The organism is Tumidithrix helvetica PCC 7403, assembly GCF_965232925.1.
GTDB lineage: Bacteria > Cyanobacteriota > Cyanobacteriia > Pseudanabaenales > Pseudanabaenaceae > Tumidithrix > Tumidithrix helvetica.
On sequence record NZ_CBDDRA010000002.1, the window covers coordinates 102,303 to 128,196 of the forward strand.

Annotated in this window: 24 protein-coding genes and 1 tRNA gene; 13 read left to right on the forward strand and 12 right to left on the reverse strand. The window is 44.8% G+C overall.

The genetic code is table 11. From position 1 onward, the window contains the following. The first annotated feature begins 15 nt into the window (after window positions 1-15). The 4 genes from ACP2WE_RS02350 (at window position 16) to ACP2WE_RS02365 (ending at window position 1,993) form a co-directional block, all read left to right on the forward strand. On the forward strand, window positions 16-231 hold the full coding sequence (locus ACP2WE_RS02350) for a DUF6717 family protein (RefSeq protein WP_425213991.1): 216 nt from the start codon (window positions 16-18) through the stop codon (window positions 229-231). Between the two features lie 153 nt (window positions 232-384). Beyond that, window positions 385-1,242, forward strand: coding sequence for an Rpn family recombination-promoting nuclease/putative transposase (locus ACP2WE_RS02355; RefSeq protein WP_425213992.1), 858 nt, complete (start codon window positions 385-387; stop codon window positions 1,240-1,242). A gap of 69 nt (window positions 1,243-1,311) precedes the next feature. Then, window positions 1,312-1,653, forward strand: coding sequence for a DUF6717 family protein (locus ACP2WE_RS02360; RefSeq protein WP_425213993.1), 342 nt, complete (start codon window positions 1,312-1,314; stop codon window positions 1,651-1,653). A gap of 10 nt (window positions 1,654-1,663) precedes the next feature. Beyond that, entirely contained in the window at window positions 1,664-1,993 is a 330-nt protein-coding gene (locus ACP2WE_RS02365) for a hypothetical protein (protein ID WP_425213994.1), read from the forward strand. Between the two features lie 65 nt (window positions 1,994-2,058). Here ACP2WE_RS02365 and ACP2WE_RS02370 read toward each other — a convergent pair whose 3' ends face one another. The 5 genes from ACP2WE_RS02370 to ACP2WE_RS02390 all read right to left on the reverse strand — a co-directional run bounded on the left by ACP2WE_RS02370 (window position 2,059) and on the right by ACP2WE_RS02390 (window position 5,230). Beyond that, window positions 2,059-2,256, reverse strand: coding sequence for a hypothetical protein (locus tag ACP2WE_RS02370; RefSeq protein WP_425213995.1), 198 nt, complete (start codon window positions 2,254-2,256; stop codon window positions 2,059-2,061). Between the two features lie 91 nt (window positions 2,257-2,347). After that, entirely contained in the window at window positions 2,348-3,427 is a 1,080-nt protein-coding gene (locus ACP2WE_RS02375) for an acyltransferase (RefSeq protein WP_425213996.1), read from the reverse strand. Further along, the gene (locus ACP2WE_RS02380; protein WP_425213997.1) at window positions 3,428-3,676 is read right to left on the reverse strand and encodes a hypothetical protein; all 249 of its coding nucleotides are present in this window, start codon (window positions 3,674-3,676) and stop codon (window positions 3,428-3,430) included. A gap of 6 nt (window positions 3,677-3,682) precedes the next feature. Then, window positions 3,683-4,357 (reverse strand): GvpL/GvpF family gas vesicle protein, encoded by a 675-nt coding sequence (locus ACP2WE_RS02385; protein WP_425213998.1) that lies wholly within the window; start codon window positions 4,355-4,357, stop codon window positions 3,683-3,685. A gap of 138 nt (window positions 4,358-4,495) precedes the next feature. Then, on the reverse strand, window positions 4,496-5,230 hold the full coding sequence (locus ACP2WE_RS02390) for a DUF1997 domain-containing protein (RefSeq protein WP_425213999.1): 735 nt from the start codon (window positions 5,228-5,230) through the stop codon (window positions 4,496-4,498). A gap of 147 nt (window positions 5,231-5,377) precedes the next feature. Between ACP2WE_RS02390 and ACP2WE_RS02395 the strand changes: the two genes are divergently transcribed. Both ACP2WE_RS02395 and ACP2WE_RS02400 read left to right on the forward strand, forming a co-directional pair. Further along, on the forward strand, window positions 5,378-6,685 hold the full coding sequence (locus ACP2WE_RS02395) for a hypothetical protein (protein WP_425214000.1): 1,308 nt from the start codon (window positions 5,378-5,380) through the stop codon (window positions 6,683-6,685). Next, window positions 6,682-7,074, forward strand: a complete 393-nt coding sequence (locus tag ACP2WE_RS02400) for a Rid family detoxifying hydrolase (RefSeq protein ID WP_425214001.1) — start codon at window positions 6,682-6,684, stop codon at window positions 7,072-7,074. Before ACP2WE_RS02395 ends, ACP2WE_RS02400 begins: the two co-directional genes overlap by 4 nt. A gap of 165 nt (window positions 7,075-7,239) precedes the next feature. Here ACP2WE_RS02400 and ACP2WE_RS02405 read toward each other — a convergent pair whose 3' ends face one another. Continuing rightward, on the reverse strand, window positions 7,240-8,835 hold the full coding sequence (locus tag ACP2WE_RS02405) for a glycoside hydrolase family 57 protein (RefSeq protein WP_425214002.1): 1,596 nt from the start codon (window positions 8,833-8,835) through the stop codon (window positions 7,240-7,242). A 1,153-nt stretch (window positions 8,836-9,988) separates the two neighbouring features. On the opposite strand from ACP2WE_RS02405, the gene ACP2WE_RS02410 reads away from it, so the two are divergent. Together ACP2WE_RS02410 and ACP2WE_RS02415 are read left to right on the forward strand one after the other, a co-directional pair. Next, on the forward strand, window positions 9,989-12,430 hold the full coding sequence (locus tag ACP2WE_RS02410) for a LysM peptidoglycan-binding domain-containing protein (RefSeq protein ID WP_425214003.1): 2,442 nt from the start codon (window positions 9,989-9,991) through the stop codon (window positions 12,428-12,430). A 329-nt stretch (window positions 12,431-12,759) separates the two neighbouring features. Further along, window positions 12,760-12,903: a hypothetical protein gene (locus ACP2WE_RS02415; protein WP_425214004.1), complete on the forward strand. Its 144-nt coding sequence runs from the start codon at window positions 12,760-12,762 to the stop codon at window positions 12,901-12,903. Window positions 12,904-12,943: 40 nt separating this feature from the next. Here ACP2WE_RS02415 and ACP2WE_RS02420 read toward each other — a convergent pair whose 3' ends face one another. Next, window positions 12,944-18,922, reverse strand: a complete 5,979-nt coding sequence (locus tag ACP2WE_RS02420; protein WP_425214005.1) for a hypothetical protein — start codon at window positions 18,920-18,922, stop codon at window positions 12,944-12,946. A 132-nt stretch (window positions 18,923-19,054) separates the two neighbouring features. Here ACP2WE_RS02420 and ACP2WE_RS02425 point away from each other — a divergent pair, with 132 nt between their 5' ends. Further along, window positions 19,055-19,423, forward strand: a complete 369-nt coding sequence (locus ACP2WE_RS02425) for a hypothetical protein (protein ID WP_425214006.1) — start codon at window positions 19,055-19,057, stop codon at window positions 19,421-19,423. Window positions 19,424-19,533: 110 nt separating this feature from the next. Here the strand turns inward: ACP2WE_RS02425 and ACP2WE_RS02430 are convergent, their stop codons facing one another. Both ACP2WE_RS02430 and tsaD read right to left on the reverse strand, forming a co-directional pair. Then, on the reverse strand, window positions 19,534-20,868 hold the full coding sequence (locus tag ACP2WE_RS02430; RefSeq protein WP_425214007.1) for a hypothetical protein: 1,335 nt from the start codon (window positions 20,866-20,868) through the stop codon (window positions 19,534-19,536). Window positions 20,869-21,029: 161 nt separating this feature from the next. Continuing rightward, window positions 21,030-22,079, reverse strand: coding sequence for a tRNA (adenosine(37)-N6)-threonylcarbamoyltransferase complex transferase subunit TsaD (gene tsaD, locus ACP2WE_RS02435; protein WP_425214008.1), 1,050 nt, complete (start codon window positions 22,077-22,079; stop codon window positions 21,030-21,032). A gap of 252 nt (window positions 22,080-22,331) precedes the next feature. Here tsaD and ACP2WE_RS02440 point away from each other — a divergent pair, with 252 nt between their 5' ends. From ACP2WE_RS02440 to ACP2WE_RS02450, 3 genes are all read left to right on the forward strand, one after another. Further along, the gene (locus tag ACP2WE_RS02440) at window positions 22,332-22,898 is read left to right on the forward strand and encodes a Photosystem I reaction center subunit III (RefSeq protein ID WP_425214009.1); all 567 of its coding nucleotides are present in this window, start codon (window positions 22,332-22,334) and stop codon (window positions 22,896-22,898) included. Between the two features lie 42 nt (window positions 22,899-22,940). After that, entirely contained in the window at window positions 22,941-23,057 is a 117-nt protein-coding gene (locus tag ACP2WE_RS02445; protein ID WP_330485612.1) for a Photosystem I reaction center subunit IX, read from the forward strand. 433 nt (window positions 23,058-23,490) lie between these two features. Next, window positions 23,491-23,691, forward strand: a complete 201-nt coding sequence (locus ACP2WE_RS02450; RefSeq protein WP_425214010.1) for a hypothetical protein — start codon at window positions 23,491-23,493, stop codon at window positions 23,689-23,691. Window positions 23,692-23,904: 213 nt separating this feature from the next. Here the strand turns inward: ACP2WE_RS02450 and ACP2WE_RS02455 are convergent, their stop codons facing one another. Continuing rightward, window positions 23,905-24,588, reverse strand: a complete 684-nt coding sequence (locus ACP2WE_RS02455; protein WP_425214011.1) for an SAM-dependent methyltransferase — start codon at window positions 24,586-24,588, stop codon at window positions 23,905-23,907. Window positions 24,589-24,685: 97 nt separating this feature from the next. Next, a complete protein-coding gene (locus ACP2WE_RS02460) occupies window positions 24,686-24,892 on the reverse strand; it encodes a hypothetical protein (RefSeq protein WP_425214012.1) in 207 nt (68 codons plus the stop codon). Window positions 24,893-25,389: 497 nt separating this feature from the next. On the opposite strand from ACP2WE_RS02460, the gene ACP2WE_RS02465 reads away from it, so the two are divergent. Next, window positions 25,390-25,461, forward strand: a tRNA-Thr gene (locus ACP2WE_RS02465). A gap of 49 nt (window positions 25,462-25,510) precedes the next feature. Here the strand turns inward: ACP2WE_RS02465 and ACP2WE_RS02470 are convergent. Continuing rightward, the gene (locus ACP2WE_RS02470) at window positions 25,511-25,837 is read right to left on the reverse strand and encodes a hypothetical protein (protein ID WP_425214013.1); all 327 of its coding nucleotides are present in this window, start codon (window positions 25,835-25,837) and stop codon (window positions 25,511-25,513) included. Between the last annotated feature and the right edge of the window lie 57 nt (window positions 25,838-25,894).

The window sequence follows — 25,894 nt, forward strand, 5'->3', positions numbered from 1 at the left end:
TGGCACACATTCCAAATGTGGGAGCAGGATTCAATTTACTATTTACTGTTTTCTGCTCAGCCGTTTCCAAGTTATCAAACTAAATTTGATTGGCGACGCGAAGAATACGGTGGGAACTGGTACTACAATGCAGATTTAGATATGGAAGGCTGGCTGTGTCCTGCTTTGTTCAAATATTTTGATGAGGCTCCAAAAGAGTTTTACGCTCAATGTAAAGCGATCGCTACATGATTCTCTAAACAAGAAAGGCTAGAATACCAAGCTGTCTCTGCTCTAGATTCGGTGAATTTGAGGCAGGAAATTGAAGCGATCTCTCGAAGCGATTCCCTTTGGGATGCATCCCGCCGCAAAATAGTTTGTCAAGAATCAATGTAAAATTTTGTGATGTTTGACAATATTTGCAAATTTCTTGCCGAAACCTACTCCAGAGATATCGCCACATGGTTACTTGGTGAAGCGATCGACCTCACCCAAGTTCTACCGCAAGAGCTAGCGGTTGAGCCAATTCGGGCGGATAGTCTAATCTTACTGGAAACAGAAGGTCTGCTCCTGCATTTAGAGTTTCAAACCAAACCCGATCCGCAGATTCCATTTAGGATGCTGGACTATTGGGTACGTGCTTACAGACGCTTTCCTGATAAAGTGATGCGGCAAGTCGTGATTTATCTAAAACCGACAAACTCAGATTTAGTCTACGAACATAAATTTGAGCGTAATACGACCCACCACGAATTTGAAGTCATTAGGCTATGGGAACAATCTTCGGATAATTTTTTAACCAGTGCAGGCACGATCCCCTTTGCTATACTGGTCAAAGATGACAATAAAGAGCGTTTGCTACAAGAAATTGCCCAAAAAATCGATCGAATTCCTGAGCTAAATACACGCAAAACCATAGCAGCAGCAACGTATGTCTTAGCAGGTTTAGTTTTAGAAGAAAATATTATTAAGCAAATTTTGAGGAGAGATATCATGCGCGAGTCTGTAACATATCAAGCGATTCTGCAAGAAGGTCGTCAAGAAGGTGAGCTTAAAGGTCGCCAAGAGGGTCGCCAAGAGGGGCGTAAGCAGGGATTAATAGCGGTTGTTTTACGCTTACTCGCCCATAAGTTTGGGACTTTGCCACCAAATCTGCATACTAAAATTTCGCGCTTAAAGATTACTCGCTTAGAAAACTTAGCTGAGGCGATTTTAGATTTTGAGAGTCTCGCCGATTTGGAACTCTGGTTTAAAAAGAAATAGCTTGGTTTCCTAGATCGCAATTCTAAATAGCCACCACAGAGCAGTCATTTTTTCAGTGATGATATTGATATGAACTCAATCATGGTTATACATCCATACAAATACGAAGAGATGTGGGTGTTTGATGACGAGAGCGTGGGTTTGTTACGAGAACCTTTTGTCTCAGGGGCAGATAAAATCATCGATCGCATGGTTGCACACATTCCAAAGGCGGAAGCTGGATTCAATTTACTGTTTTCTGCTCAGCCGTTTCCAGGTTATCAAACTAAATTTGATTGGCGACGCGAAGAATACGGTGGGAATTGGTACTACAATGCAGATTTAGATATGGAAGGCTGGCTGTGTCCTGCTTTGTTTAAATATTTTGATGAGGCTCCAAAAGAGTTTTACGCTCAATTTTCTTTTTTCTGAGCGGTGCAAAATGATTGGATTATTTGAGCTTTTGCAAAAAATTGAAAAGAACGCAGGTATGTATTTAGGTCGTCAATCGGTTAGCGATCTATTTATGTTTTTGGCTGGGTATGAGTTTGCACGCGGTCAAATTAACGATGAATTAACTCAAGAGGAAGAAGATTTTTACAATGAATTTCAACCTTGGTTACAGCAGAAACTAGGTGTAAAATCTGTGACTTCATGGGCAAAGCTAATTATGTTGTCCTGTCATGATGAGAAAACAGGGTTTGAACTGTTTTTTAGACTTCTGCGAGAGTTTCAAGTGCGGCATCAAATGGAAGATGCGATTGTCGCTTAATGGCGTGAGACATGCATAGATCTTACTTTTTGTGATGTCCATGAAACCCTTACCCAAAGGGGGTTTCACCTAAGCCTTCTTTTTAGTAGATTGAGTAAATCTTCCCAACTTCCAGCTTGATAAATAGTTACGCCTTTTTTGGGATCTTCATACTTCGCACATACGTCCCCACCATAGTTGTCAGATGAGTCAAAAGCACTTCCTTTCCCGTACCGATCTAAAAAGTCTTGTACATCTTTTTGAGTAATTTCTTTCTCATTCATTGGGATTTCCTTCTCATTCTACACTTACTCTAAGGATCGTTTCAGTCAAGTGCAGTGATCTAGATCGCACTCAAGATGAAGTCATCCAAACTCAAGCGCCAAAAATGACATTTAAACCCTTAACGGGTTTGACGATCGCCCAGACGAGAAGACCGATCGCCCAAGAAGCGATCGCTGCTATCAACAGATAACCAATTCCTCCCAAGACTTGGGTAGGCGTAATCAGGCGTAATACCTGTGTGTGAAGTAGATAGGTGGTAAAACTGGCATTCCCCAGCCTTTCGATTAGCGTGTTGAATTGTGGGAATCGGGGAGGGGAATCGGGTTCGTTTTGGGGTTTCCAAGACATTGCCCAGAGCAAAAAGGTAATCGTGAGCAGTACCACTGTAGGGCGACCGTAATGACCGACGGCTTCGGCGGAACCGATGCGGATAGCGGAAAAGTAAAACTCACCTAACTCTAGAGCCGCTGCGATCGCCCAGAGACATCCCCAGACTTGTGTAGAGCATCGTTGCAAAGCCTCTGTAAACCAATCGGGTACTTTCGCCAACCAAATTCCAAATAGGAAATATGGGAGCCAAAACATCCAGTGATTTGAGTTGGGTAAATAGGGAGCCAAGTCAGGGAGCCAGTGGAAGAGGGAAACTGCCCATCGCAATGTAAACATGCTGAGGGTGAAGACCGCAGCGATCGCTAGATTCCAACCCGTGAACGGAATTCGTCGCAATAAGGGATAGCTGATATAGCATTGGATGATAATCGTCAAAAAATAGAGATGATAGTCACCCGAACCATCTCTCAGCGCGATCGCGATTTGCCCTAACTTCTCTACCCAATTCCCAAGTTGAAACTCTTGCCGAAATGCAAGATTCAACAGCGTGAAAAACAGATAGGGTGGCAAGATTCTAAAGCCGCGCCGTTGGATAAATCCCCAAAGCTGGAATGGACGGGACTGTTCTGATTTTGCCAAACCAAAGCCTGAGAGAATTACAAACAATGGAACTGTAAATCGTCCCACTTGGTTGATCGCGGTATCGATAAAAACTTCCCAGTTGAGACTGTCAAGCGAGACCGTACCATGAGCGCCAAACCACCAAGGATGAGATGCATGGATCCAAATTACGAGGGTAATGGCGATCGCTCTAAGTAAATTTGATAGCTGCCAATTCATCTATCGCCGTCTGCGACCTGTTTCGCAGCCGCTGCCATTTTTATCTCCATCAAATCGATGGGGATCGGGTGGCAGCACTCTAAAATTGCGATAGGGAATATCCTTGCAGTCTAGGTCTGGCGGAGGTGACGGGATGCAAGCATCTGGATAAGCGCGATTGCAGTTGGGCTGGCTTTGAACTTCGGCTTTACTCCCTGCGATCGCAAGTAGAAAGCAGGTGAGTAGAAATATGCGAAATGGATGTTTCATGGGTTTCTATTCGGCGAAATGGTAAGGGGGGAGGGCATCACTTAGCTCAAATCGCCAGTGGGAGTGCAAGGATTGCCATGTTTGGAGAAACTGGCTGAGCTGTTCTGCCTGTAGAGGTGTAAGCAGTAAATGAGCTTTGGTTTCCTCTGCCTCTTGAATGAGCTTGGGCGCAGCTCGACTGGTTTGCGGAATCAAACCATAGAGTTCTTGTACTTCACTTTGAAGTTGAACTTGCACCTGTTGCTGCTGTAGATATTGCTCTCGTTTTGCCATGAGATATTCTTTGCCTTTTAAGTTCCCATTTATCTCTGGCTTGGGGAAATTGGCTTTCCCCTTGAGTAAATATTCGGCATACCCTTCTAGACTGCGTAAGCGATCGCTGAGTTCTTGCTGATTCGCAATCAGATATTCGCGTAAAGCTGACTCTGAAACGAATGCTGTACCAAACCGCAAAGGTAAAAGATTATGCTGGCTATAGAGTTCGCAAATGACGCGATCGTGCTGCAAAACCGCTTGAAGCAGGATCTCTTCTGTGGTCTCCTTGAGGGCTTCCACATTGAGATTGGGTTCCACCACAACCACTAGTTCGCCCACTTGGATGAAGGTAACAGGCTTACCTTCAATGCCCAATGGTTGGATGGTGGGGATTGGTACAGCAAGAATGGCGAAGGCATAGAGCATATCAAGGAGTTAGGCGAAAGAAAACTTTAAATACAGTGTCGAGATCCCCGATTTTTTCGATGATAGGCAAAGGTGGTTGTAGATTTTAGAGCAAAAGTCGGAGATCTGTTCGTTGCAAGAGCGAAGGCATAGAGCATATTACTTTCTTAGCTTCACTTTCTTGGGAACTTTGATGTTATGAGTTTTGTGGAAATCATTCTGCACCTTGGCAGTGAGGCTATTGGAAACATGTTTGACCACAAAAGCAAGTACGCCATCCCCCGTTTTTTGAATCATATCCTTGGACATGCGATGGATAAATGGCGGGAATTGCAGCGTTACGGTTAAATTTAAATCCCACTCAATCGAAGTCATCGTAGGATTTTGCGCTAATTCTTCACCTGACAAGAGATCGTCTAGCGATCGCGGTTGCAGCCGCATTTCTGCTTGAAAATCAACTTCATACCCTTGAGGCTCTTGATCTGGAATCGGAATGGTGAGAATGCGATAAACGCTGTTTTCATGAGGCAGTAAATTGAGACCGACATTGGGGTAAACATAATAGCCAAATGCGCCTACGCGACCCACACCCATAGCATAGCCAGTTGTACCGATCGGTTCCGCTTTAAAGGGATGGGCGCAACGCTTAAACCAGCCTTGATGGCTATCTAAATAGGTCATCACCACAGATTGCTCGGCAAACAAGTCCATGTAACCAACAAAGTGATTGCGAAACTGTGTGAGAGGATAGACTTTTTTATTCTTATCTTCTATGTTTTCTACCTCTTCAGCCGCCAGATGATTTGCCTCATCGAGCTGCGCTTCCGTGATTCCTAGATCGCTAGGTTTCATGTGGGTAAAATCCGTCGTTTCAGAGCTATCCGCGTTTTCCATACTGTTTTCTGGAGGATTTACTGCGAGATTTATAGGTGTCGCGTCATTTATCATCCGATTTATAGATTCTGGCTGCATTGTAGATATCCCCCACGTCTTTTAAATCATAATATAGGTATATATAAAAATCTGGATAGAGCAAAGCGTATGACCCCTCGTCTGGCTGTCATGGAAGCCGTAGAAAAACTAAACTACCGCGTCACTGTGGCTGATGTCTCTGCACAGTCAGGGCTTAGCCTTGATATAGCGCAACGCGAAGTTTTAACGCTGGCAACAGAAACAGGTGGCAACTTACAAGTCGCAGAGTCGGGTGAGATTGCCTACAAGTTTGCCTCTAACTTTCGGAATATTCTCCTGAACCGCTCGTTTAAGTTACGGGTGCAGGAATGGCTCAAAACAGTGTGGAAATGGCTCTTTTACCTGATCCGCATCTCTTTTGGCATTTTACTGATTGTCTCCATCTTGATTGTGGTGTTAGGCATCATTGCTGCCACGATCGCGCTGCAAAATCAGAACCGCGACGATAACGACGATCGCCGTAGCAGCGATCGCTCCTACAACAGCGGTGGTGGTGGCGGGTTTATCTTTTGGGGTGGCGGTTGGTGGGGCAACCCCTTTGTCGTATTCGACCCTTACTACTACGAGCCTCAACAACTGCGCGCCCGCGATCCAGACGAGATGGGTTTTTTAGAAAGCGTGTTTTCCTTCTTGTTTGGCGATGGCAATCCTAACGCCGATCTCGAAGAAAGACGCTGGCGCGCGATCGCTACCGTAATTCGCAACCATCATGGCGTCGTCACAGCCGAGCAAATCACACCCTATTTAGACAACATTGGTAAAGTCGAAGAGGGCTATGAAGATTACATGATCCCTGTGCTAGCCAAGTTTAACGGGTATCCTCAGGTCAGCGAACAGGGCACCTTAGTCTATAGTTTCCCTGACTTGCAAAAAGTAGCTTCTGAAAAAAAACCAACCCGTGTCGGTAGCTATTTGCTCGAAGATCTATGGGTATTTAGCAAAGCAGGTAGCGGTAAGGTTGCCCTTTCGATTGGCTTAGGCGTGTTTTATTTCGTCGGGGCGCTGATTTTAGGTAGTTTGCTACAAAATCCAAGATTGGCGTATCAGTTAACGGGCTTTTTGGGATTTGTCGCCGCCGCCTATGGCTTTTTATTAGGCTATGCCACCTTGTTTTTAACCGTGCCCCTCGTGCGCTACTTTGTCCTGCGCGGTCTCAATAGCCAAATTGAGGCGCGAAACCAAATGCGACTGGCGCGTAAAGAGCAGTTAGCTCACCCCACACCCCTACTGAAACAAAAGTTGGCTTTTGCCAGCCATCTCAGCATTGCGCAAGAGGCGATCGATGAGAATAATTTGGCGTATACCACCGAAACTGATTTGAACGATCAGGAATATGCCAAAATGCTCAAGGAAATGGAAAATCCCCCTAAATCATGAGTTATCAAGTTATTCGTACCGAGTCTGCCCCCACGCCTGTTGGCCCCTATAACCAAGCGATCGCAGTGCCAGCCACCAGCAAATTGATTTTTTTGGCGGGACAAGTAGCGATCGATCCTGCCACCAGCAAAGTCATTGAGGGTGACGTTGCGGCGCAAACGGAACGGGTGCTGCAAAATGTTCGAGCCGTATTAAACGAGGCAGATGCTGATTTTGCCAATGTCGTAAAAACCACCGTATTTTTGGCAAATATGGCTGATTTTCCCGCGATGAATGCCGTTTATGCCAAATATTTTCTAGATCCCGCTCCAGCGCGTTCCACGGTTCAAGTCGCACGACTACCTTTGGATGTGTTGGTTGAAATTGAGTGTATTGCGGCGATCGGCTAGATCGCTTTTGAGGATTGAGTTTCAACAACTCTAAAATAAAACACCCCACTGTAAACGGTGGGGTGTTTTATTAGAATATTGAGGGAATTTCGGGTAATTTCTCTGAATTTAGCCAAAATTAGCAATTCAGCCTCAAATCAAGCCAAGATTGCTCGATGCTAATTCCTAAACACCGTAGGGACGATAAACCCTGTAGTTAATATCAGGGAAAATATTGTCCATATATTCCACTTTTTCCAGCCAGCCAGAATCAATCGGGCCCTTGTTAATCTCGTCGAATAGTTTATTGAAACGAACGAGGTGCGATCGCGTCCGACGCACAGCATAGGGAACCATCGTACCCGTGCGCATAATAAACGCCCAATCTGAAGACTGCGCTAGCAGCAGTTCTCTAGCCGCTTGATTTAGCGCTCTCCACTGCAACTCATCTTCAGGTTCGCGATGAGCGAGACTTATCATCCGTTCTGCGGCTTTATGCAAATGCTGGTATACCCAAGCATTGGTTTCGTTGAGCCAATATTCATGGAATCCCTTGTAGCCCCAACTAGACTGAGCAGGACGAGCCACCTGTTGGGTTGGGTTGTGACGCAGGTAATCGGCAAGGTGCGTCATCTTATACGTACCTTGGTCGTAATGGGACTTGCGGATTAAGTAATCAATAAACCAAGGACCCTCATACCACCAGTGACCAAACAGCTCTGCGTCATAGGGAGAAACAATGATCGGCGGACGCCCCATCATCTTATTTAAATATTCTGACTGCCGTTCGCGGTTGTACATAAAGTTGGCTGCATGATCGGCAGCTTTTTCTCTTGCCCAATAGGGGTCATAGAGTTGCTTTGCACCCAGATCTAAACCACGTCCCGTAATCTTGTGATACTTAATCCCGGTATTCTTACGCTGACCATTGGGCATCACAAACGGCTTAATGTACTCGTATTCAGCTTCCCAACCCAGATCCTTATAAAATTCGCGATAGACAGGATCGCCAGGATAGCCGACTTCAGAAGACCAAACCTGCTGGGATGACTCGTGATCGCGACCAAAGGCAGCAACCCCTGTTTCTGTGAAAATAGGGGCATAGGTGCCATACCTTGGGCGTGGCTGACCGAAGAGAATGCCATGACCATCGGTGAGAAAATAGCGCAAGCCCACATCCGCCAACATGCGCTCGAGGCCGTTGTAATAGGCACATTCTGGCAACCAGATGCCATTAGGGCGTCTACCAAACTCCTGCTCGTAATGATCGACCGCCACCTGAAGCTGTGCCCACACGGCTTCGGGGTACATTTTCATCAAAGGTAAGTAGCCGTGGGTTGCCCCGCAGGTAATGATTTCTAGGTTATTGGTCTCTAGAAACCCTTTAAACGCACCGACAAGGTCGCCATCGTGCCGCTCCCAGATCGATCGCACTTCGGCAAACTCTTTAATATAGTAGTCAGCCAAATATTGTAGGTGACCATCTAGTCGATTGTGTTCAAATTCACACTCAGCCAGTTTTTGCAGTTGGGCGAGGTGCTTGTCATAGCGTTCTTGAAGTAAAGGATCGCGCAGCATAGACACAAGTGGCGGTGTCATGCTCATGGTTATCTTAAAGTCAATTCCATCGCGCTTTAATCCCTCAAAGGCTTTAATTAAAGGGATATACGTTTCGGTAATTGCTTCATACAGCCACTCTTCTTCTAAAACATAGTCACTTTCAGGATGGCGAACAAAGGGCAGGTGGGCATGTAAAACCAGTGCAACGTATCCAGTAGTCATATAAGTTAACTTTTCTCTTAGAGGCGCTGCAAACTTGCCACGCCCAATGCTTTATCCAAGTAATTTTAGGATATTCAGGGTACTGATGCTGATATGAATGATCCCTGTTCGCGATATTGGCTACCCGACCACGTCACAACCCTCCATTTGTCTATGTTCTTAAATTTTTTACCTCGAGAACTCATTTATTGGGCAACTCTAGTTCGTTTATAAATTTTTTGGAATAATCGTTTAGGTTATCCCAAATTCAAGTTAAGATTCTGCACCGATGCTTTATGCATCACTCCCGCAAGGCTATTTTTAATGTCATCAATTAGCCAAAAATAAAGTGTTTGTGATTATTTCAAATACTGCCTGAATAAGGTGGTAAAACTCTGAAATATAATTTTTTTGATAAGTATTTGTAACTATTCAGTGAATTTATGACTCATGTGATCTAGATCACTGTGAATCTTGAAAGGCTTTACCTGACAAACTAGATTTTTTTACTGATTAAATCTAAAAAAACTTTGAAGCTCGATCGAAATGCTTTTGGGGGAGCTAAACGGAGTAAATAGAAGCTAGAACGAGCTAGAACGAGCATTCATGAGTCAGAATACAGAATGCCACCTACTTTTCTCTTGTGAGTATGTTATTGGACATCGGTGGTTTAACAGGCAAAATAGTTATGTATAGTGACAGATTAAGTTTAAAAAATATTTACACTTGCGGCAAAAAACGTTTTTCAATAGGGATAACACGTTAGTCTCTTTACCAAATTTTACAGGGTTATTTTACGGAATTGGGTGTTGACATTGGATCGGTCTATGTGCATTACTAGTCCAGCGCAGATTCAATGCACAAAATTGGATTTTTTTTTGTTCGCTATGAACTTGTCTAGAGGAAAAATACAAGGTAACTTAGTTTCGGTAATAAGACGCTCCCCTAGGTTTTTTTAAAACTTGGGATTGTTTGTACATCGACTCACACATTGCATGTTCATACCACGAGAGCGCGATTAGTTTAGAGGAGGCAATTTTTGAAAAAGATATCTTCAGTAGAAGAGGATCTGAGTACTAATGTTCCCCTGGCATTAGCAACTGACAGATCTTCCAAGAAGGTACGCAGATCATTAGCGTTGCTGGGTCTAGCTCTTTCCGTCGGAACCGTGGGTATGCTGATCAATCAGCAAACTTCCAAAGATCTCAAAGTCTCACCTGTAGCTCCATCATCACGCACACTCACAGATGTGATGGCGCAAAATCAGGAACGTAAGTATGAAATGGCACGGGCGGCGATCGCTTCTGGTGCTTGGGACACTCCTCAAGGAGTTATTGTTCATGAGGTGCGTGAAGACGAAACCTTATGGCAGATTACACAGATTTATCAAATTGATGCAGCGGCGATCGCAGCTTCTAACGGTATCAGTGCTGCAACGGAATTGCAGCCCGGTACGAAGCTCGTCATCCCCCCTGTAAGCGGCTTAGTCCACAAGGTCAAACCAGGTGATACCCTTGAGAGTGTTGCTACCTACTACAACATTTCAAAAGGTGAGATTCTCAAATACACGTCCTTAGAGTCTCCCGACTTTTTAGCTGTGGATCAGCCCTTAGTGATTCCAGGGAATGTGGGAACGCTGATTCAAGTTAAAGACGAACATATTAAGAAAAAGCTAATTGCTGAGCGCGAACGTCTGGAGCGTCGCTTGAATGAAATTCAAGGCAAGCCTGTTTTAGTCAGCAGCAATACGACTAACAGTGCCGTTCGCAGCCCTGAAGCCGCAATCAAGAAGCAACCGAAGTTCACAACGCATCAAGTCCAAAATGGTGACACGATTGAGACAGTCGCTCGTCGTTATGGCACTTCTCAAAAGGCAATCATCGAAGCCAATAAGTTAGACAATCCCCACTGGTTAGAACTCAACCAAGAGCTAAAGATTCCTAGCAGCGATACAGTTCCTACCCTACAGACGGTAGCTTCTGTAAATGTCAAACCTTCAAAGCAACTACCATCTACGGTTAGCGATCAGTTCCGTACTTCTCCAGTACCCGAGCTAACGGCTTTAGCATTGCCAGATACAGCGAAGTCCAATGCGAATAGTATGGGCACAAGGGTAACTGCGGCAACGCCAATGGTTCCCCCCACGATCGCAGTGGCTCCTCGTCTTTCCCCTTGGGATGGCTTAATGCAACTTGCGGGTGCAGATGTCAACAAAAATCTGCCTACACAACCTGCTCAAGAAGATTTGTCAGCACTGCAACGTCCTGCAACATCTTCAGCGAGCTTGCCTATTGCCAATGAGCCTGCAATTAAGGTAGCTACGGCACTGTTCCCCTTTACCCCTGACAAGTTGTTAGAACAGTCCAATACTTCAAGCAGCACGAGAGCTAATCTTCCTTCAGGTACACCTGCTGTAGAGCCTTCTGTACAGATTCCCAGACAGACCTTTGCCGTTCCTTCCATTGCTAGCTCCTTAGTAACTTCTGTAACCGAGCAAAATCTCTCGTTACAAAGAACACCTTCTGAAGTCTTCGCCCAACCAGCAGCAGAGCCGAGCGTAAGAATCCCTCGGCAAATTGCTGCAGCAATTTCCATCTCAGTGCCCTCTGAGATCTCTGCTGAGCAAGGTACAGTAACACAAAATACACCTGCATCTGCTCAAACAACTGGACAACCTGCGTCTGAACCTACAGTGCAGATTCCTAGCCGTGTTGCTGCGGCAACCTTGGTTCCTTCTGTGCCTTCTAATCGTGTCGTCGAGCAAAATAGCTCAGTTCAACAAAACCCTGTTAGTAGTGTTGTACCTCAGCCAGCGGCTGAACCTAAGGTACAAGTTCCTGCTAGAACTGCGGCTGCTTTGGCTCCTTCGATTCCTTCTTCTAGTGCCGTGGAGCAAAATGCTAAAAATGGTGCTCCTACTGAAGTTGCTCTGCTTCCTGACTCTGAAAGTCGCGTGAGATCTTTGGAAGTGCAACGCCTAGAGTCTGAGGTCGATAAACTCAACAAAAAGGTACGTGAAGCTGAAGCAAAAGAAGCGATGCGACGGGCTGAAGCCATGAAAATCGCTTCTGCTAATTTGAATCCTTCTTCCGATCTTGGTCGTAATTTCGATCCTGGTCGCGAAGCCGTTGCTCGCCCAGGCGATCGCTCTGGTGGGGTTGCACCAGAATTGCCTACTTTAACTGCCTCCGCTTATTTGCCCGATGTAAGTTCTTATGGTTTATCCACGGGCTTTATTTGGCCTGCTGATGGCGTCCTGACCTCTGGTTTTGGCTGGCGCTGGGGTAGAGTTCACCAAGGCATTGACATTGCAGCCCCCACGGGTACTCCTATTATGGCGGCTGCCACTGGCGTAATTGATTATGCTGGCTGGAATGATGGTGGCTACGGCAATATGATTGATATTCGTCATCCCGACGGCACAATCACCCGTTACGGACATTTAAGCGCTATCTATGTGACTGAGGGACAATCTGTCAGTCAAACCCAGGTGATTGCAGCAATGGGTAGTACTGGTTTTAGTACTGGGCCTCACCTCCACTTTGAGATTCGTCCGAATGGTGGTAGTGCTATCGATCCGATGGCATTCTTAGCAAGCGTACAACGTCAAAATTAGAGAATTGCTGCTATAACTTAGCGAAAGTTCAAATATAAGCATCTAGTTGATAGTTTTTTAGTGAAAAAAGTACTAAAGATATTAGCTAGGTGCTTTTTTAATGCTTATACCATTTTCAAAAAATGATGCAACGCATCTTTTTGAAAAACCGCGCTCAGCGCGGAATCTAAAACCTGATCTGTCGCAAATATTTAGGAAATTGGTATTATGGGTTTAATGATTGTGTTTCAGATGCAGCCCTTCCCTTTTGTAGAGAATACAAAGAGCGGAACTCAAGCCTCAATCAGTTGCAAATTCACTTGAAACTGCTATCACCCCAGAGGCAAACTATGTCTAATACCATTTTCAAAAATCGAACTGTTGCAAATTTAAGAGAAATTGGTATAAGTTGGGTTGCTGCCCCTGAAGCGATCGCTGGATTGTTACAAATGGCTCAAAGAAATTATTTTCTCAGCCACCAGTTCCATAGATGAAAATTACTGTTGCGAATCATGTGTCAATTTAGCTTTGTGGTTATGTCCGCACGGCAATCTTGAAATCTGGGAAAACCAAGGGTTCGTTGAGGGTTTGGCGCATTGTACATAAAATTGACTGAAGATAATTGCTGAGCAGTTGGAATTTAAGCACATTTGGTTTATAAGAACCATCAGTTTCCAGATCAAATAGCCTACCTGTAAATAGCTCAGGACTAAGCGTTGGATCGGACAGCACCAGATCTTTTTCTAGCTCTTGCCAAGGGAATAAACCACTGGGGATATCTCCTTGCAACAGGGTCAAGATGCGATCGCGACAGACTTTAATATTAATGCCTCGATTTTGCAGCTTCTGTAAAAGGCTCTTGGGCGTGAGGGATTCTTTAAGATTTAACCGACAAATTTCTTGCAACAGAAAATAGTCTGAATACTGTTGTCGAGAGATGTCCAGAAGTTGAGGGTAGAGCGGTGCGATCGCCAGACCATTTGCCACAGTAGAACTTGGCAATGTATTCATATTGGCAAAGGGCAACTTTTGCACTAACCAGCGTGAGAGCGAAGGAAATGCCATGGTTCCGCCTAACTGCCATACTTCGGCAACATCCTCGCCCGTCATGCCAGCAATGCTCAGTAAGAGATTTAACTCACGGTTGAGGCGCTGGATAAATGGTTGTAAAACTTGACTCTCCACTTCACGGCGCTGGACGGTGAGCGGTTGCCCCTCTAGTTCTCGGCTCCACTGTACCCGATCGGGATGGCTAAAAAGATCCAACTTGATTTGCTCGGCAAATTCCAATAACTGTTGTCCTGTTGCTGAACTCAGCAGAGTCTGTTGTAGCAACGCCCGTTGAGCAGGAGCAGGATCGCTCGGATCGGGCAAGGTCAGGCGATCTAAGTTACAAGATTCGCGGGCAGGATTGGTGACGATTTGCCAATGGGGATAGAGTAATTGCGTCACAATATCTTGATCGATCCCCAACCCAGCATAGTCAATGCTACGGCTATAGATGTGCGATCGATCGATCGGATCTCCCAAAGCTTTAATCAAACAGAGGCTGGTTGTGGCTGCTCCTGCATCGATCGCTAAGGTGATTTGCTGTAGCGATTGATGTTGATGCATAAACGATAGAACGGGTGCGATCGCTTGGTCTATGACCATAATCTGTTCGGCTTGAGTCACTAATCCAGCGTTTAAAACGGCTTCTCTCAGGTTGAGTACATAGGTATCCGACCATTCGGGTGGATGACCTAAAATCACACCACTCAGGTTTTGTAAAATCTCGCTAACATCGCGTAACTTAGTATGGGCAGCCTGTGTTTGAATCTTCCCCAGCAGGTCTTGCAAAGCTGTCACTAGCCATTTGAGCGTAATTTGTTGGGGATGCGACCACTGAAGAATCGGCTGCCAAGCACTGATGCCCTTATAGGGTAAGCCTAACTTGAGAAAAGACTTAAAGTGAGAAATGGCGGTTTCTACCGATGATGATGGTTGAAGTGCGTCATCCCGATCGAGATCGTGGTTATGCGTGGGGTTAAACATCACTTGAGTGGGCAGCAAATTGTCGCCCCCTGATGTTAACGAGAGTGGATATACCCTGCCTGTGTTGGCATTTACCAAACTGGCACGCATATGGACGCTACCAAAATCTATACCTAAAAACCAAGTATCGTTAATGCTGTAGGGCGGTTCAGGTGGTTCGGGTGGGATTGCCGAAACTCTCTCTGACTCAATTACCTGGGACTCTACATCAAGCGTACGTTCTTCAGGGGTATATGTTTCTGTTTTTAAGTCTAATTTTGCCAGCAAATCTGATTGATTATCAAATTGAAAGTCAATGGCATCAAGGCTAAACAGGACTGTATCTAGATTGTCATCACTATCTGAGATCGCAAGCCCAGAAGAGGTTGTAGCTTTTTCAACAAACTGTTCCCAAGACGAATCAGGTGAATCATCCGATTGCTCGTCAAAATCAGCAAAGTTTGATAATTTGAGGTCGCGATCGGAGCTAAGCAGTTCCTCTTCTAAGATATTGAGTAAATCATTGTCGGAAGCCCCACTATCGGATCGATCTGCAAACTCATTCAGCGTGCGATCGAGACTATCGTTGGACTCATCATTCTCTAAGGATGCAAAAAAATCTTCCGCAGATAACTCTTCATCTTGACTTGGGATCGTTTGAGGATTTTTATGAGAACTCAAAGAACTTTCGACGGAATGTGAAGACAGCTTGGGAAAAGGCTGATAGGGTAGGCTGGCTTCAAGGTCATCCAGCACATGGCTTAAATCGTCGTTATCCGAATCAAGATCTGAACTTACGGATGTGAGATTTACGGAAGGCTCGTCTACTAAAATTGGCGGTAAAGGAACCTCTAAATCATCTAAACCATCCAGATTATCCATACCTAAGCTATCTAAATCGTCTAAACTCAAGCTAAGATCGGGTTCAGGAGATTGAGCGTTCTCCAGTTGGGAGAGATCTTGCAAGGCTTTCTCAAAGTCATTAGATTCAAAATCATTAGAGGATACATCCGTGACTTGTAATGCCTCCAAGTCAGATTCTAAAGTCTGGTCAGTCGGTTTTGCAAGAGCAAGCTCTTGTAAAACTGTGTCAAACTCTTCAGAGAGACTCATAATATCCTCGATCGCTCCCGTTCCTACGGTCAAAGGAGCGATCTCACTAGGCTGAGATTGAATCATTCGAGCTAATTCATCAAATTCATCGATCGCTACTGAGTCAGAATCACCTAGAGCTTGGGGGAGATCATTTTCGATTTCCTGCAAGATTTCTTGAGTAATCACCGATGAGGACTGAGAGGATTTGATTTCAAGGATGTTATTTGACTCCAAGTCATGCACGATCGTCTCGAAGTCGCGATCGATATCATTTTCTAAGTCATTCATAACTTTCTCGAAGTCTCGATCGAGACCTAAATCAGCACTTGAACTAGGACTTGCATCCACACTAGCACTAAGCTCGGGTGCGACAGAGGGAGAAGTTTCTGTAAGATTTATAGAATCTGATGAAGTGGAGGTAGAAGACAAAATGGAAGAATCCCGTTCTGATACAGGGGGGGGGAATGTTTTGCTTGTGGCATTTTTAAAGGTTGTAGGGCTGGATTTGGTTGGACTTTCATGGCTATTGATAGGCAAGCCCAAAAACAAAGCGTCGATTTCATCTTCTGTTTCATCGGTTACAGTAGAGATAGATGTCTTTCCTTGCGACTGGCTAGCCAGGACTTCAGCAAAAATTGCTTCTGCGTCATCTGAAAGCTGCGATTCTACGGGCTCAATTTTTACCTCTGACTCAGTTGCTTGCAGTGCAGTTGGTGTGAGTAGCTCTTCAGCATAATTGGGAGTTTCTTCAGCGAATAATGCTGCACTATCATCTTGGTCGGCGATCGAGAAAGGACTGGTGGCATCAGCAGAACTTTCATCTACCAAAGGAGAAACTACAGCTAGATTTGTACGTTCAAATCCATCAAATGGGTGAGCCGCCAGATCGGAAGTTTCAGAAGAGCTATGCTCCAGCCCTGAAGAATTTGTAGAGGAGATCGCACTTGCATCAAAGGGTAAGAGTTCTGAACTGTCTTGACTGAGGGGAAGGGTAGTAAAGGGATTTCCTTCTTCTGTTTCTAGGTTAGATGGTAATAGCTCAGGTTGTAATAGTTCGTGGATCAGGGCTTCTGAAGAGCCTGTGGGCTCTTGGAGTATACAATCATCTGTCTCTAGGGAGTCAACAAACAGCTCGTCAGGATTCTCCACAATCTGAGGAATCTCTAAAAGATCTAAGTCTTGCTCTAAACCCGACTCAGAAAGGTTCAAAGATAATTCGCTAGATGAGACCGATTGACTGAGTTGAATCACGGGTTGACGTGGTGGACTAGATAGTTCCGATGGGATTCCAGCAAAAGGTGTATCGCGAATGACTTGATTGAGATTAGAAGCGATCGCCGTACTAAAACTGCCTGTCTCAAGATTCTCTAGATCGGCATTTAGATCTTGAAGTAGAGAATCATTAATCCACTCACTAGGGTCGGGCATTCTATCAGGAGCATTGGGTAATAAGATCAGCGATTCATCTGAATTTTCGGCATTATCCACATCATTAGAACGAGGACGGGTCATCCCTTTGGCATCATCTGTGCGATTACCGTTAGAGAAAGTAATAGATTTATGTTTCAGCCAAGATGTGAGGTCGGTTTCATCATCATCGGGTGCATGTTTTGGTAGTTGAGCTTGACGCTCTAGCCATGCCAATAGCGCTGGGTCTTCATTAGAAAGATCGGTATCCTCATGGGATGCTAGGAGATCGCCACTTGGTTCTTGGGAAAATAAATCTTGCTCCGATCCGCTTGCTGATGTGAAAACTTGTTCTTGTGCTTGCTGAGGAACTTCTGGAATTACTTCTATAGCAGAATTCAACCAATGAGGTGCTGTGGCGCTATCCGTTAGACCAATGAGATCGAATGGTTGGGTCTCTGCGTTTGGATCGAAATCAGGATCGATGATTTGAATTTCCAATTCCGATCGCTCTTCAACTATCATCGGTTCTAGATCGTGGGCTCTTAGTTGAGCTGCTTGGAGGCGATCGGCAAATTTGCTAATCTCTTTGGGTTCTGTTTCTTGAATACCACTGCTACCCAAGGATGCTTCAGTACTAGGATGGGATACTTCTTCTTGTAAGAGATCGGGATAGAGGCTAGTACCATCCCCACCTGCGAGCAAAGTACTGACTAGTGCCTCGTCGATATGTTCGGGAGTGGTATTGAAGTAGCGCGGATCGATATCAGAGGGGAGATCGGCGATCGCTGACGGAATTACCTCGGGCTCAGCAGGTATTTGGGCATCAAGTCCACTATCTTGATTTACCGTGTTGGTATGCTCGCTGGCATGCTCTATGAGAGAATCGATTAAACTCTTGCCTTTCTGCTCTAGGCTTTGCATCTGGTCAAGTTGCTCGGTCATTGTCGCTTTGTAGCTATGGATGTTTTGTTCCAAAGAACGAAAGGTAGCATTGAACATCGCATCCAAATTTAGTAAGAATCGATCGGTTTGCTGCTGCACTTGGCGCACAAACTCTGGACTCGTCATGTCGAGGTTAGCTTCTTCTGATGTATCGATTTCCCGATCCTGTGAGGTTAAAAGCGGGCTTAAGGATTGACTAACTGTTTGGGTAACGGTTTCGTGAAGCGTCTCATGCAACGATTGCGCAAACGCTTCTTGCTGCGATCGCTGAAGTTGTTCAAATTGTGCCATCCACACTTGGCGATCGGCTTCTAGCTTGGCAATTTCTTGGCAGAGTGTTTGCTTTTGGCGATCGAGAATCTGGATTTCTTCACTGGCTTGCGATCGCTGTTGAAGGTCGAGTTGCGTATCGACAAATGATTTTAAGTTGGCAGAAATCTCGTTGACGATCACTGCCCGTTCTACAGTTAGCGCTTGCTTGAGACTCTGCTCGACAGATTGCTGTACCGACTGCTGCAAAACTTGCTGAAGCGATCGCTCTACCGACTGCTGAACTGCCTGCTGAATCGTTTGCTGAATTGTGTGCTGCACAGCCGCCACAATTTGCTCGTTCATACTGGGTAAATTTGATTGGGGCAAATTTGATTCAGGTGTGTTGCTAGCCATAATGCTACCCTCCTTAATCAAGTCAGAGTTATTACGCAAAAAAGATGGTTGAGAAGAAATATGAAAGAGCGCCGATCTCTCAGGCACGCGTTCGGATAATTTTTGCCGTATGTCTAGTTTACTCAGTCTTAGAGAATCAATTTGTAAGGGCTGGACTTGTAACGGTTGCACTTCCCCTTTGATTTGACTAATTAACTGATTGCACGATCGCTCTAATTCGCTGAGGTCTTGATCTTCTGTGGCGCTTTCTAGTTGCGATCGCAAATGTTTAAGCTGCTCTCTTTGCTGAAGTGTTTCTGGAGACGACGCTCTAGACACTGAGCCAATTGGACGACTCAACAAATTATTAATTTCTTCGATGAGGTTACGAACTTGAGTTGTTGACATAGCGCCCCTACACAAACATTCAGCTATACGAAATAATTGACCAAAATAAATTGCTTTTTCAATAGCAGACAATATGACATATTCTTTTCAAATATTTGCTATTATTTTGGCTATTTTTTAGTCAGGGTCAACATGAAAATTAAACTTCTGGCAAACGTAGCCGCTTTTATCACGCTAATTCCCACAATCCTGCTCTCTACAACGCTCCCCTCTTGGGCAGAGCACAAAGATGTAGATTTGCGATTACCGATTCGAGATGGGGAAAGCTTTGAGGTATTGGTGCGTAAAGCTGAGACGCTGGCAAGAACCGCCGCCCAAATGACGTTCGATCGAGAAATTTTGGTCTCGGATGTATCTGTTAAGATTACAGCACAAAATCAAGATCAAGCCGCAATGGTACTGCAACTTGTCGTATCGCGTGCCAACTGGATCAACTACCCCGACCCTAAAGCTTGGGCTACTTATTTCCCCAGTGCCCAAACTTTGATGCGGATTAAGTAATATAACTCTCGCAAAGGCAAAGTATTCGCACAAACAAAGTTTTCGGAGCGTGCAAGCCCTACCCACGCGAATGCTTTGCCCCTAGAAGCGATGGTGATTTTTTAGAGCAGCTATTTTGAACTAATGCCCGTGTAGACGTTGGTAGGAACGAGCCCCAACCAAGGATCGCTGGCGGGGGTAAGGAAAAGCTCAGCATAGACGCGCTGATTTAACGCTTGGAGGTTCCTTGTACTCGTGCCATTCGCAAACCAATCGTGAATCTGTGCGTGGAACAGGTATTCATTGCGAACTGTATCTTGGGCGATCGCCCGCTCAAAATTAGCTACGGTAGCGGGCAGTGATTGCTGGCTAGAAATCTTGCGTTCTACAACCTTTAAACTATTGGCATCAAGGCTGGAGGAACCGAGGTACAGACGCGATAACCTTTCCCAATTTGCCTCACTGAGTTTAATGTTTGGGGTTGGCTCTTTTGTTGTTGGTGTAGTAATAGTGGTGCGTTGTAAGACGGGTAACTCCACCATCATTTTCCCTACAGGAATTCGTCCTGCTACCTCAGCACTAGGAGGATTGGTTCTCGTAACTGGAGTTGTAGAGCGAATCAACGGCTGAATTGGCAAGCCTAAGCTATTTAGGTCTTTATTCCACTTTGTTTGTAGGGTTGCGAGGCGATCGCGGTGATAGTTACCAATCAATTGTTGTTGCCCTCTTACGGACAAGTCTTCGGATTGCTTAGCAATTTGCTCTACCGCAATCAGATTCTCTAAAAAGGCTTGGGCACTATATAGTCCTGGAATAGCATCAATGGGATCTCCATTGGCATTTAAAACATAGTGAATGCTGTTACCCGTAAGCGTGCGCTCTAGTTTACGTCCGTCGCCAAAGTCAATGGTTAGCTTGGGTACAGGACGCTCTGATTGCCAGTGCAGGATAAAGCGATCGCGGAGTACAGCAGAAACCTCGGAATTTGGGTAGAGTGCTGTTCGGAAAAAGCGGCTGTTGGCACAACTGAGTTCTTCGTCTAAGTAACCCAGTAAACGCAGGGATAAAATCGGTTTGCCACTGGCTTTGGCGGCAGCTTTGGCAGCTTCTAAGTCTGTGTACCAGTAAAGGCGAGACATATCGCAGTCTTTTTGCTTGCAGATCGCATCTAAGACCGATCGCAATTGTGGGTTGTGGGGAAATTCGGTTTGATACTTTTGCCAAAATGCCTCTATGCCAGCATAGCCTTGGCTGCGCAGTGTGGCGATCGCGCTTTGAGAAATCGTAGGATTGGTGGATGCAGCCTGTTGGAGCAGTTGTTCGTTAAGCACGACTGGGGCTGCATTTTCAGCAGAAACAGCATCAATTTTGAAAGGACTCGGTAAAGAACTCGGTGTAAGGCTCAACCCAACTATGGCAAAGCTCGCGATCGTCAAGGCAGTTTTCATCGTGGTGTTAAGGCGCATAACGGCACAATCCTAAATTCTCTATTTATTTTTTGTGAAATGCTAGCGACCGATCCCGTTCGACTGCAATTATAACCCCAGAAATTTATGCTACGGATCGCGTTTCGAATTGAGTAACAAAAATTGTTTGAGCGATTGATAGAACTCTTACTTTTTGCGTTTTACTCATAAAGGCGATCGCAAAGCGAAATGTCAAGGCGAGACTGCGCCGCCAGCGTCATCGGGGAGGTTTGCCCCTTTGCCAAGTGCATTGCCCCCGCGCAACCAATCATGGCAGCATTATCTGTACATAGGAATAAAGGTGGAAAAATCGCCCGCAGGTGATTTAGTTCGGCACGCTCGACCAGTTGCGATCGGAGGGCACTATTTGCTGCCACCCCCCCCACTGCCACAATTGTGGACAAATTATGGGCTAAAGCACAGTTAACTGCTCTGGTGGTGAGCGCTGTCGCCACGGTTGCTTGAAAACTAGCAGCTATGTCCGCCAAGGGTAATTCTGAAGGAGATTCTGGATGTAGTTCAGCATTTGCTTGACCTAATTTTTCGGTCAGTCGCAAGACCGCCGTTTTTAGTCCGCTAAAGCTAGAGTCATAGGGAGCATCGGCAATTTTGCCCTGAGGCAGTTTAAAGGCGTTAGGATTTCCTGTTGCGGCGATCTTGTCGATCGCAGGGCCGCCTGGATAACCCAGACCTAACAATCTCGCCACCTTATCAAAGGCTTCCCCTGCGGCGTCATCCCGCGTCTGCCCCACAACTTTATATTCCCCATAATCCTTAACTAAAATCAGACTGCTATGCCCACCTGACACCAGCAAACACAAAAAAGGTGGCTCTAGGGTCGGATCTGCCAAAAAAGCCGAACAGATATGCCCTTCTAAATGATGTACGCCAACCAGTGGCTTTTGATGCAACATCGCCAAAGTCTTTGCCGCAGTTACTCCTACCATCAATGCTCCAATTAACCCCGGCGCAGCCGTCACGGCAATACCATCAATCTCTGCCCATGTTTTGCCAGAATCTTTATATGCCTGCGCGATCGCATAGTTAATCGTCTCAACATGCTGCCGTGCCGCAATTTCAGGCACGACGCCCCCCCAAGCGGAGTGGATCAGAATTTGGGAAGACACAACGTTGCTAAGAATCGTGCGATCGCGGATTACAGCCACCGCAGTCTCATCACAGCTCGTCTCGATCGCAAGTACAGTTGGCATTTTTTAATTATTCGTTATCAGTTATTCATTATCAGGTTTCGGTTATCAAGAGTCGATTAGCGATTAAAAATTGGCTGTTTCTTGGGCGCTAAATGCTAAAAGCTAACAGCTAACGGCTCTAATCTGATTAATTAAATTTACAGGTTGTGAAGTTTGCTTTACCGAGGTACACGCACAGATATATGATCCAGTGCTAAGTTCTTAACAAGAATATCCCTTATTTACTTTACCTAACTTTACAAAGGTAAGTCTATGCGAAGACTGTTTGCTCTTATTTTAGTATTCAGCATGTGGTTTGGTTTCAGCCTCGCCACTGCACCTGCTGCTCTAGCAGATTTCTCTGCGCTTACTCCTTGCAGTAAGTCCGCTGCCTTTCAACAACGTCTTAGTACAGAAGTTGATGGCTACTCAACCCGTTTGGCAAAGTTTACCCCTGGTAGCGCTCCTGCCAAATATCTAGCTGGCAAAATTGACGCAACCAAAGCTCGTTTTGCTAAATATGCCGACTCTAGCCTCTTGTGTGGTGAAGATGGTCTACCCCATCTGATCTCTGACGGTCGTTGGAGTCATGCTGGTGAATTCCTAATTCCTAGCGTTATGTTCCTGTTTATCACTGGCTGGATTGGCTGGGTTGGTCGCGACTACTTGCGCGCAGTCCGCAAATCTGATGATGCTTGTGGTAAAGAAATCGTGTTGGATGTGCCTTTAGCTGTCAAATTTATGTTGACTGGCTTTATTTGGCCTCTTGCCGCTCTCAAGGAATTTGCTAGTGGTGAATTACTAGCTCCTGAAAAAGAAGTAACTGTTTCACCTCGCTAATTAAACCCTAGCTTTTAAGCCTTCCTTAGGAGAAATATATCGATGATTAATTTTTTATCTTCTGCACCCGTGATAACCACCATTTGGATGTCTATCACTGCAGGTGTTTTAATTGAAGCAAATCGCTTTTTCCCCGATCTGCTGATATTCCCTTTCTAGTATTCACTGGCATTCTTTATAGATTGCATCCTGAAATGCTTAGTAGCAGGGTTTTTTGCTAATTGACGCACTAAACTGCCTTCAAAAAACAAAAGCTCTGAATGAAAAAGGGGTTTGGGAAGTATATTTCCTAAGCCCCTTTTTCACAACTAACATTTCATGGGGTATAGTTCTGAGGGAAATTCAGTTTTATTTAGTTTTGCGATCGCATTATAAAAAAATTACTATATAAACCTATAGTTCACTCAAATAGTTTTCTATATTGCACAAATTCAGAACTTACGCATTCATGCGACATAAACCCTGTTACCAAGACATCTGAGAATGAAGCATTAACTTCTTTGCGTTTAGGTACTTGATGCAATTCCACTAAAATCCGAGACCCTCGCGTAGGTTCCAAAGTTCTATTCATCAAGTTTTAGGAGATACATCTATGAAAGTTGGCGATCAAGTAAGAATTCGGTCATCCTCTGGCAGTTGGAATCGCAAAAAAGGTCAAGTTGTCAAGTTGGCTCCCTGTGATTCCGCACTTAACAAAGAAAAATCAAGTTGTGAATATTTAGTTTCTTTTGAGGTATCTACAGGCAGATATGTCAGCAACTGGTTTATGACAAACGATTTAGAGGCGATTTAAAACTGCGCATGAAATTGCAAGTCTATAAATTTCTGGTTTGGTAAGGCAAAGCATTCGGAATAAATGCGTTCGTCGATTCTCAAGATTGATGCTCGAATGCTTTATCTATGTCAAGAAATTTCCCTAGAAATTGCAGGTTTCTCGAAAATGTTTAAAACTCGATTGAATTAAGGTGCAGATGCGAAAAGTTCTACACCTTTATTTATTGACTAATTAAGGTTTACAAATTTTCAACATCTGATTGCCCCCACGTTGAAATTCATAGTCAACGGGTTGAATTTCTGGTTGATATCCTTGCTGCGTTAGTGTCTCGACGATGGTTGTTAAATAGGGAGATGGCTCTCCTGAGATAGTTAACAAAGGAAAAATTCTGACTTCTTTGGCAACTCGGCACATTTCCGCGATCGCTTCATCGTGGAATGTCTCAGACAGTTGTGCAGAATAAGCAAATAAAAAATGAGAGCATAGCGCCAAGTCAAACTGCTGTGTGGCAAACGAGAGTTGGGGCAGACTCTCCAGTAGGTATCTACCATTTTGCCAGCCCTTGGGAAAATCCGCTAAAAACAAATCCATGGCAGCCATGCGCACCTGACCGAGTTGCGTGGGTGAGGCAATATCTTGCCAAACATAACGGTCTAGATTCGCTGAAACCTGCTGAATAATGATGGTGTAGGTGGCATCAATCTGTTTCGCAATTTCTTCAACCCCAAATTGATAGATGGGATCGCAGGAAATTACATTGCCACCCTTTTGCGCGATCTCAGCATTAAAGCTCGCGGGCCCTGCGGCACAGTCGAGGATGCTCAGGCTTAAGTCTCGATCGCTGAGTGCAAACATCTTGATATATTCAGGCAGCGATCGCCCCCAAGGCACAACATTTTCAAGTTTTAAACCCATAATTGTTTTTGACCGTTAGCCAATCATCCCGAATTCCTAAACTTTAAGCGTACCAAAGACAACTTCAACTCCGCTCAGTTAAGGTTTAAACCCTATCCTAAATATTGTAGTGGGCAACAACTTTTGCGACCAAGCCCTCTGAATTTACAAACATTTGCTCTGCTGCAAATAGATCGTTGATACTGCGGTAGTAGACTACCAAGCTCTCTACACTTAGCAAAACTTGCAATAGCTCAAACTTGAGATCTGGATAGGTGGCTAGACCTTTGGCAAAATAGGCTCTTAGTTCGGGTCTGCCTTTCACAGTTCCCGTGCGATCGCCGAGTAATTTATACCAATTTCTCTTGAATTTGCGACAGATCGGATTTTGTGTTCCGCGCAGAGCGCGGTCTTTTCAAAAAGATGCGTTGCATCATTTTTTGAAAATGGTATTAACAATGAAGGGAGAGGTAAATTCCACGTCCTCTGCATAATGGGACATGATTCGATCTAGATCGTGGGCATTTCAAGCCTCGATCCAAGCATGAGTGGTTTGTAAAGCGATCGCTTCAGTTAACATGAAGTTTTTCTCTCTGTAATTTAGATTTGCCCGACCTATAGGTTTCAAGCCAAGTACCTAAAAAGCCTGATTCTGTTTGGATTGTAGCTAATTTTCTACAACCATTATGCGCTCGAAATATTCTTGTGGGTATGGTCTAGCGATCGGCAATGATGGGACTGTCAAAATTTATGCAAACAAAAATATCAAGCACGCATTTCTTATGTCATAATCTATAAGCTTGAAAATTTTGCAGCGTTTACGCCCTCATGGCTCAGGGGTAGAGCATCTCCTTGGTAAGGAGAAGGTCATGGGTTCAAATCCCATTGAGGGCTTACGTTTCAAGAAGTTAATATTAAATGTCTACCCATTTTCTACCCAAACTTATTTTGGGAGATTGTGGCTTTTTTGATTGCTCGGTAGACTTTTCTGCCAGTTTTCGATCCCCCTAAGATGAGCGTTATGCTCGTGCTGGTTTGCTACCCAATCTTGCAGTAGGTATGCATTGTATCGAATCGAAATTCTACCCATATTCTGGTAATGAATACCAGCAAGCAATTTGCCAGATTCGCGAAATTTCTTGAGTGTTTCGGTAGACTTTCCAATAATTCTTGCTGCCTGATGCTTGTCTACCCAAACTGAATTTGACAGCTTGCCAATACCTAGTAGCTTAAGTGCCTGATATTCTTGGTCGGTAACTTCAATCAGCATGATACTTTTGTCTACCCAATCAACTCAATTTGATAGTTGGCTTGAACTTTGGAGATA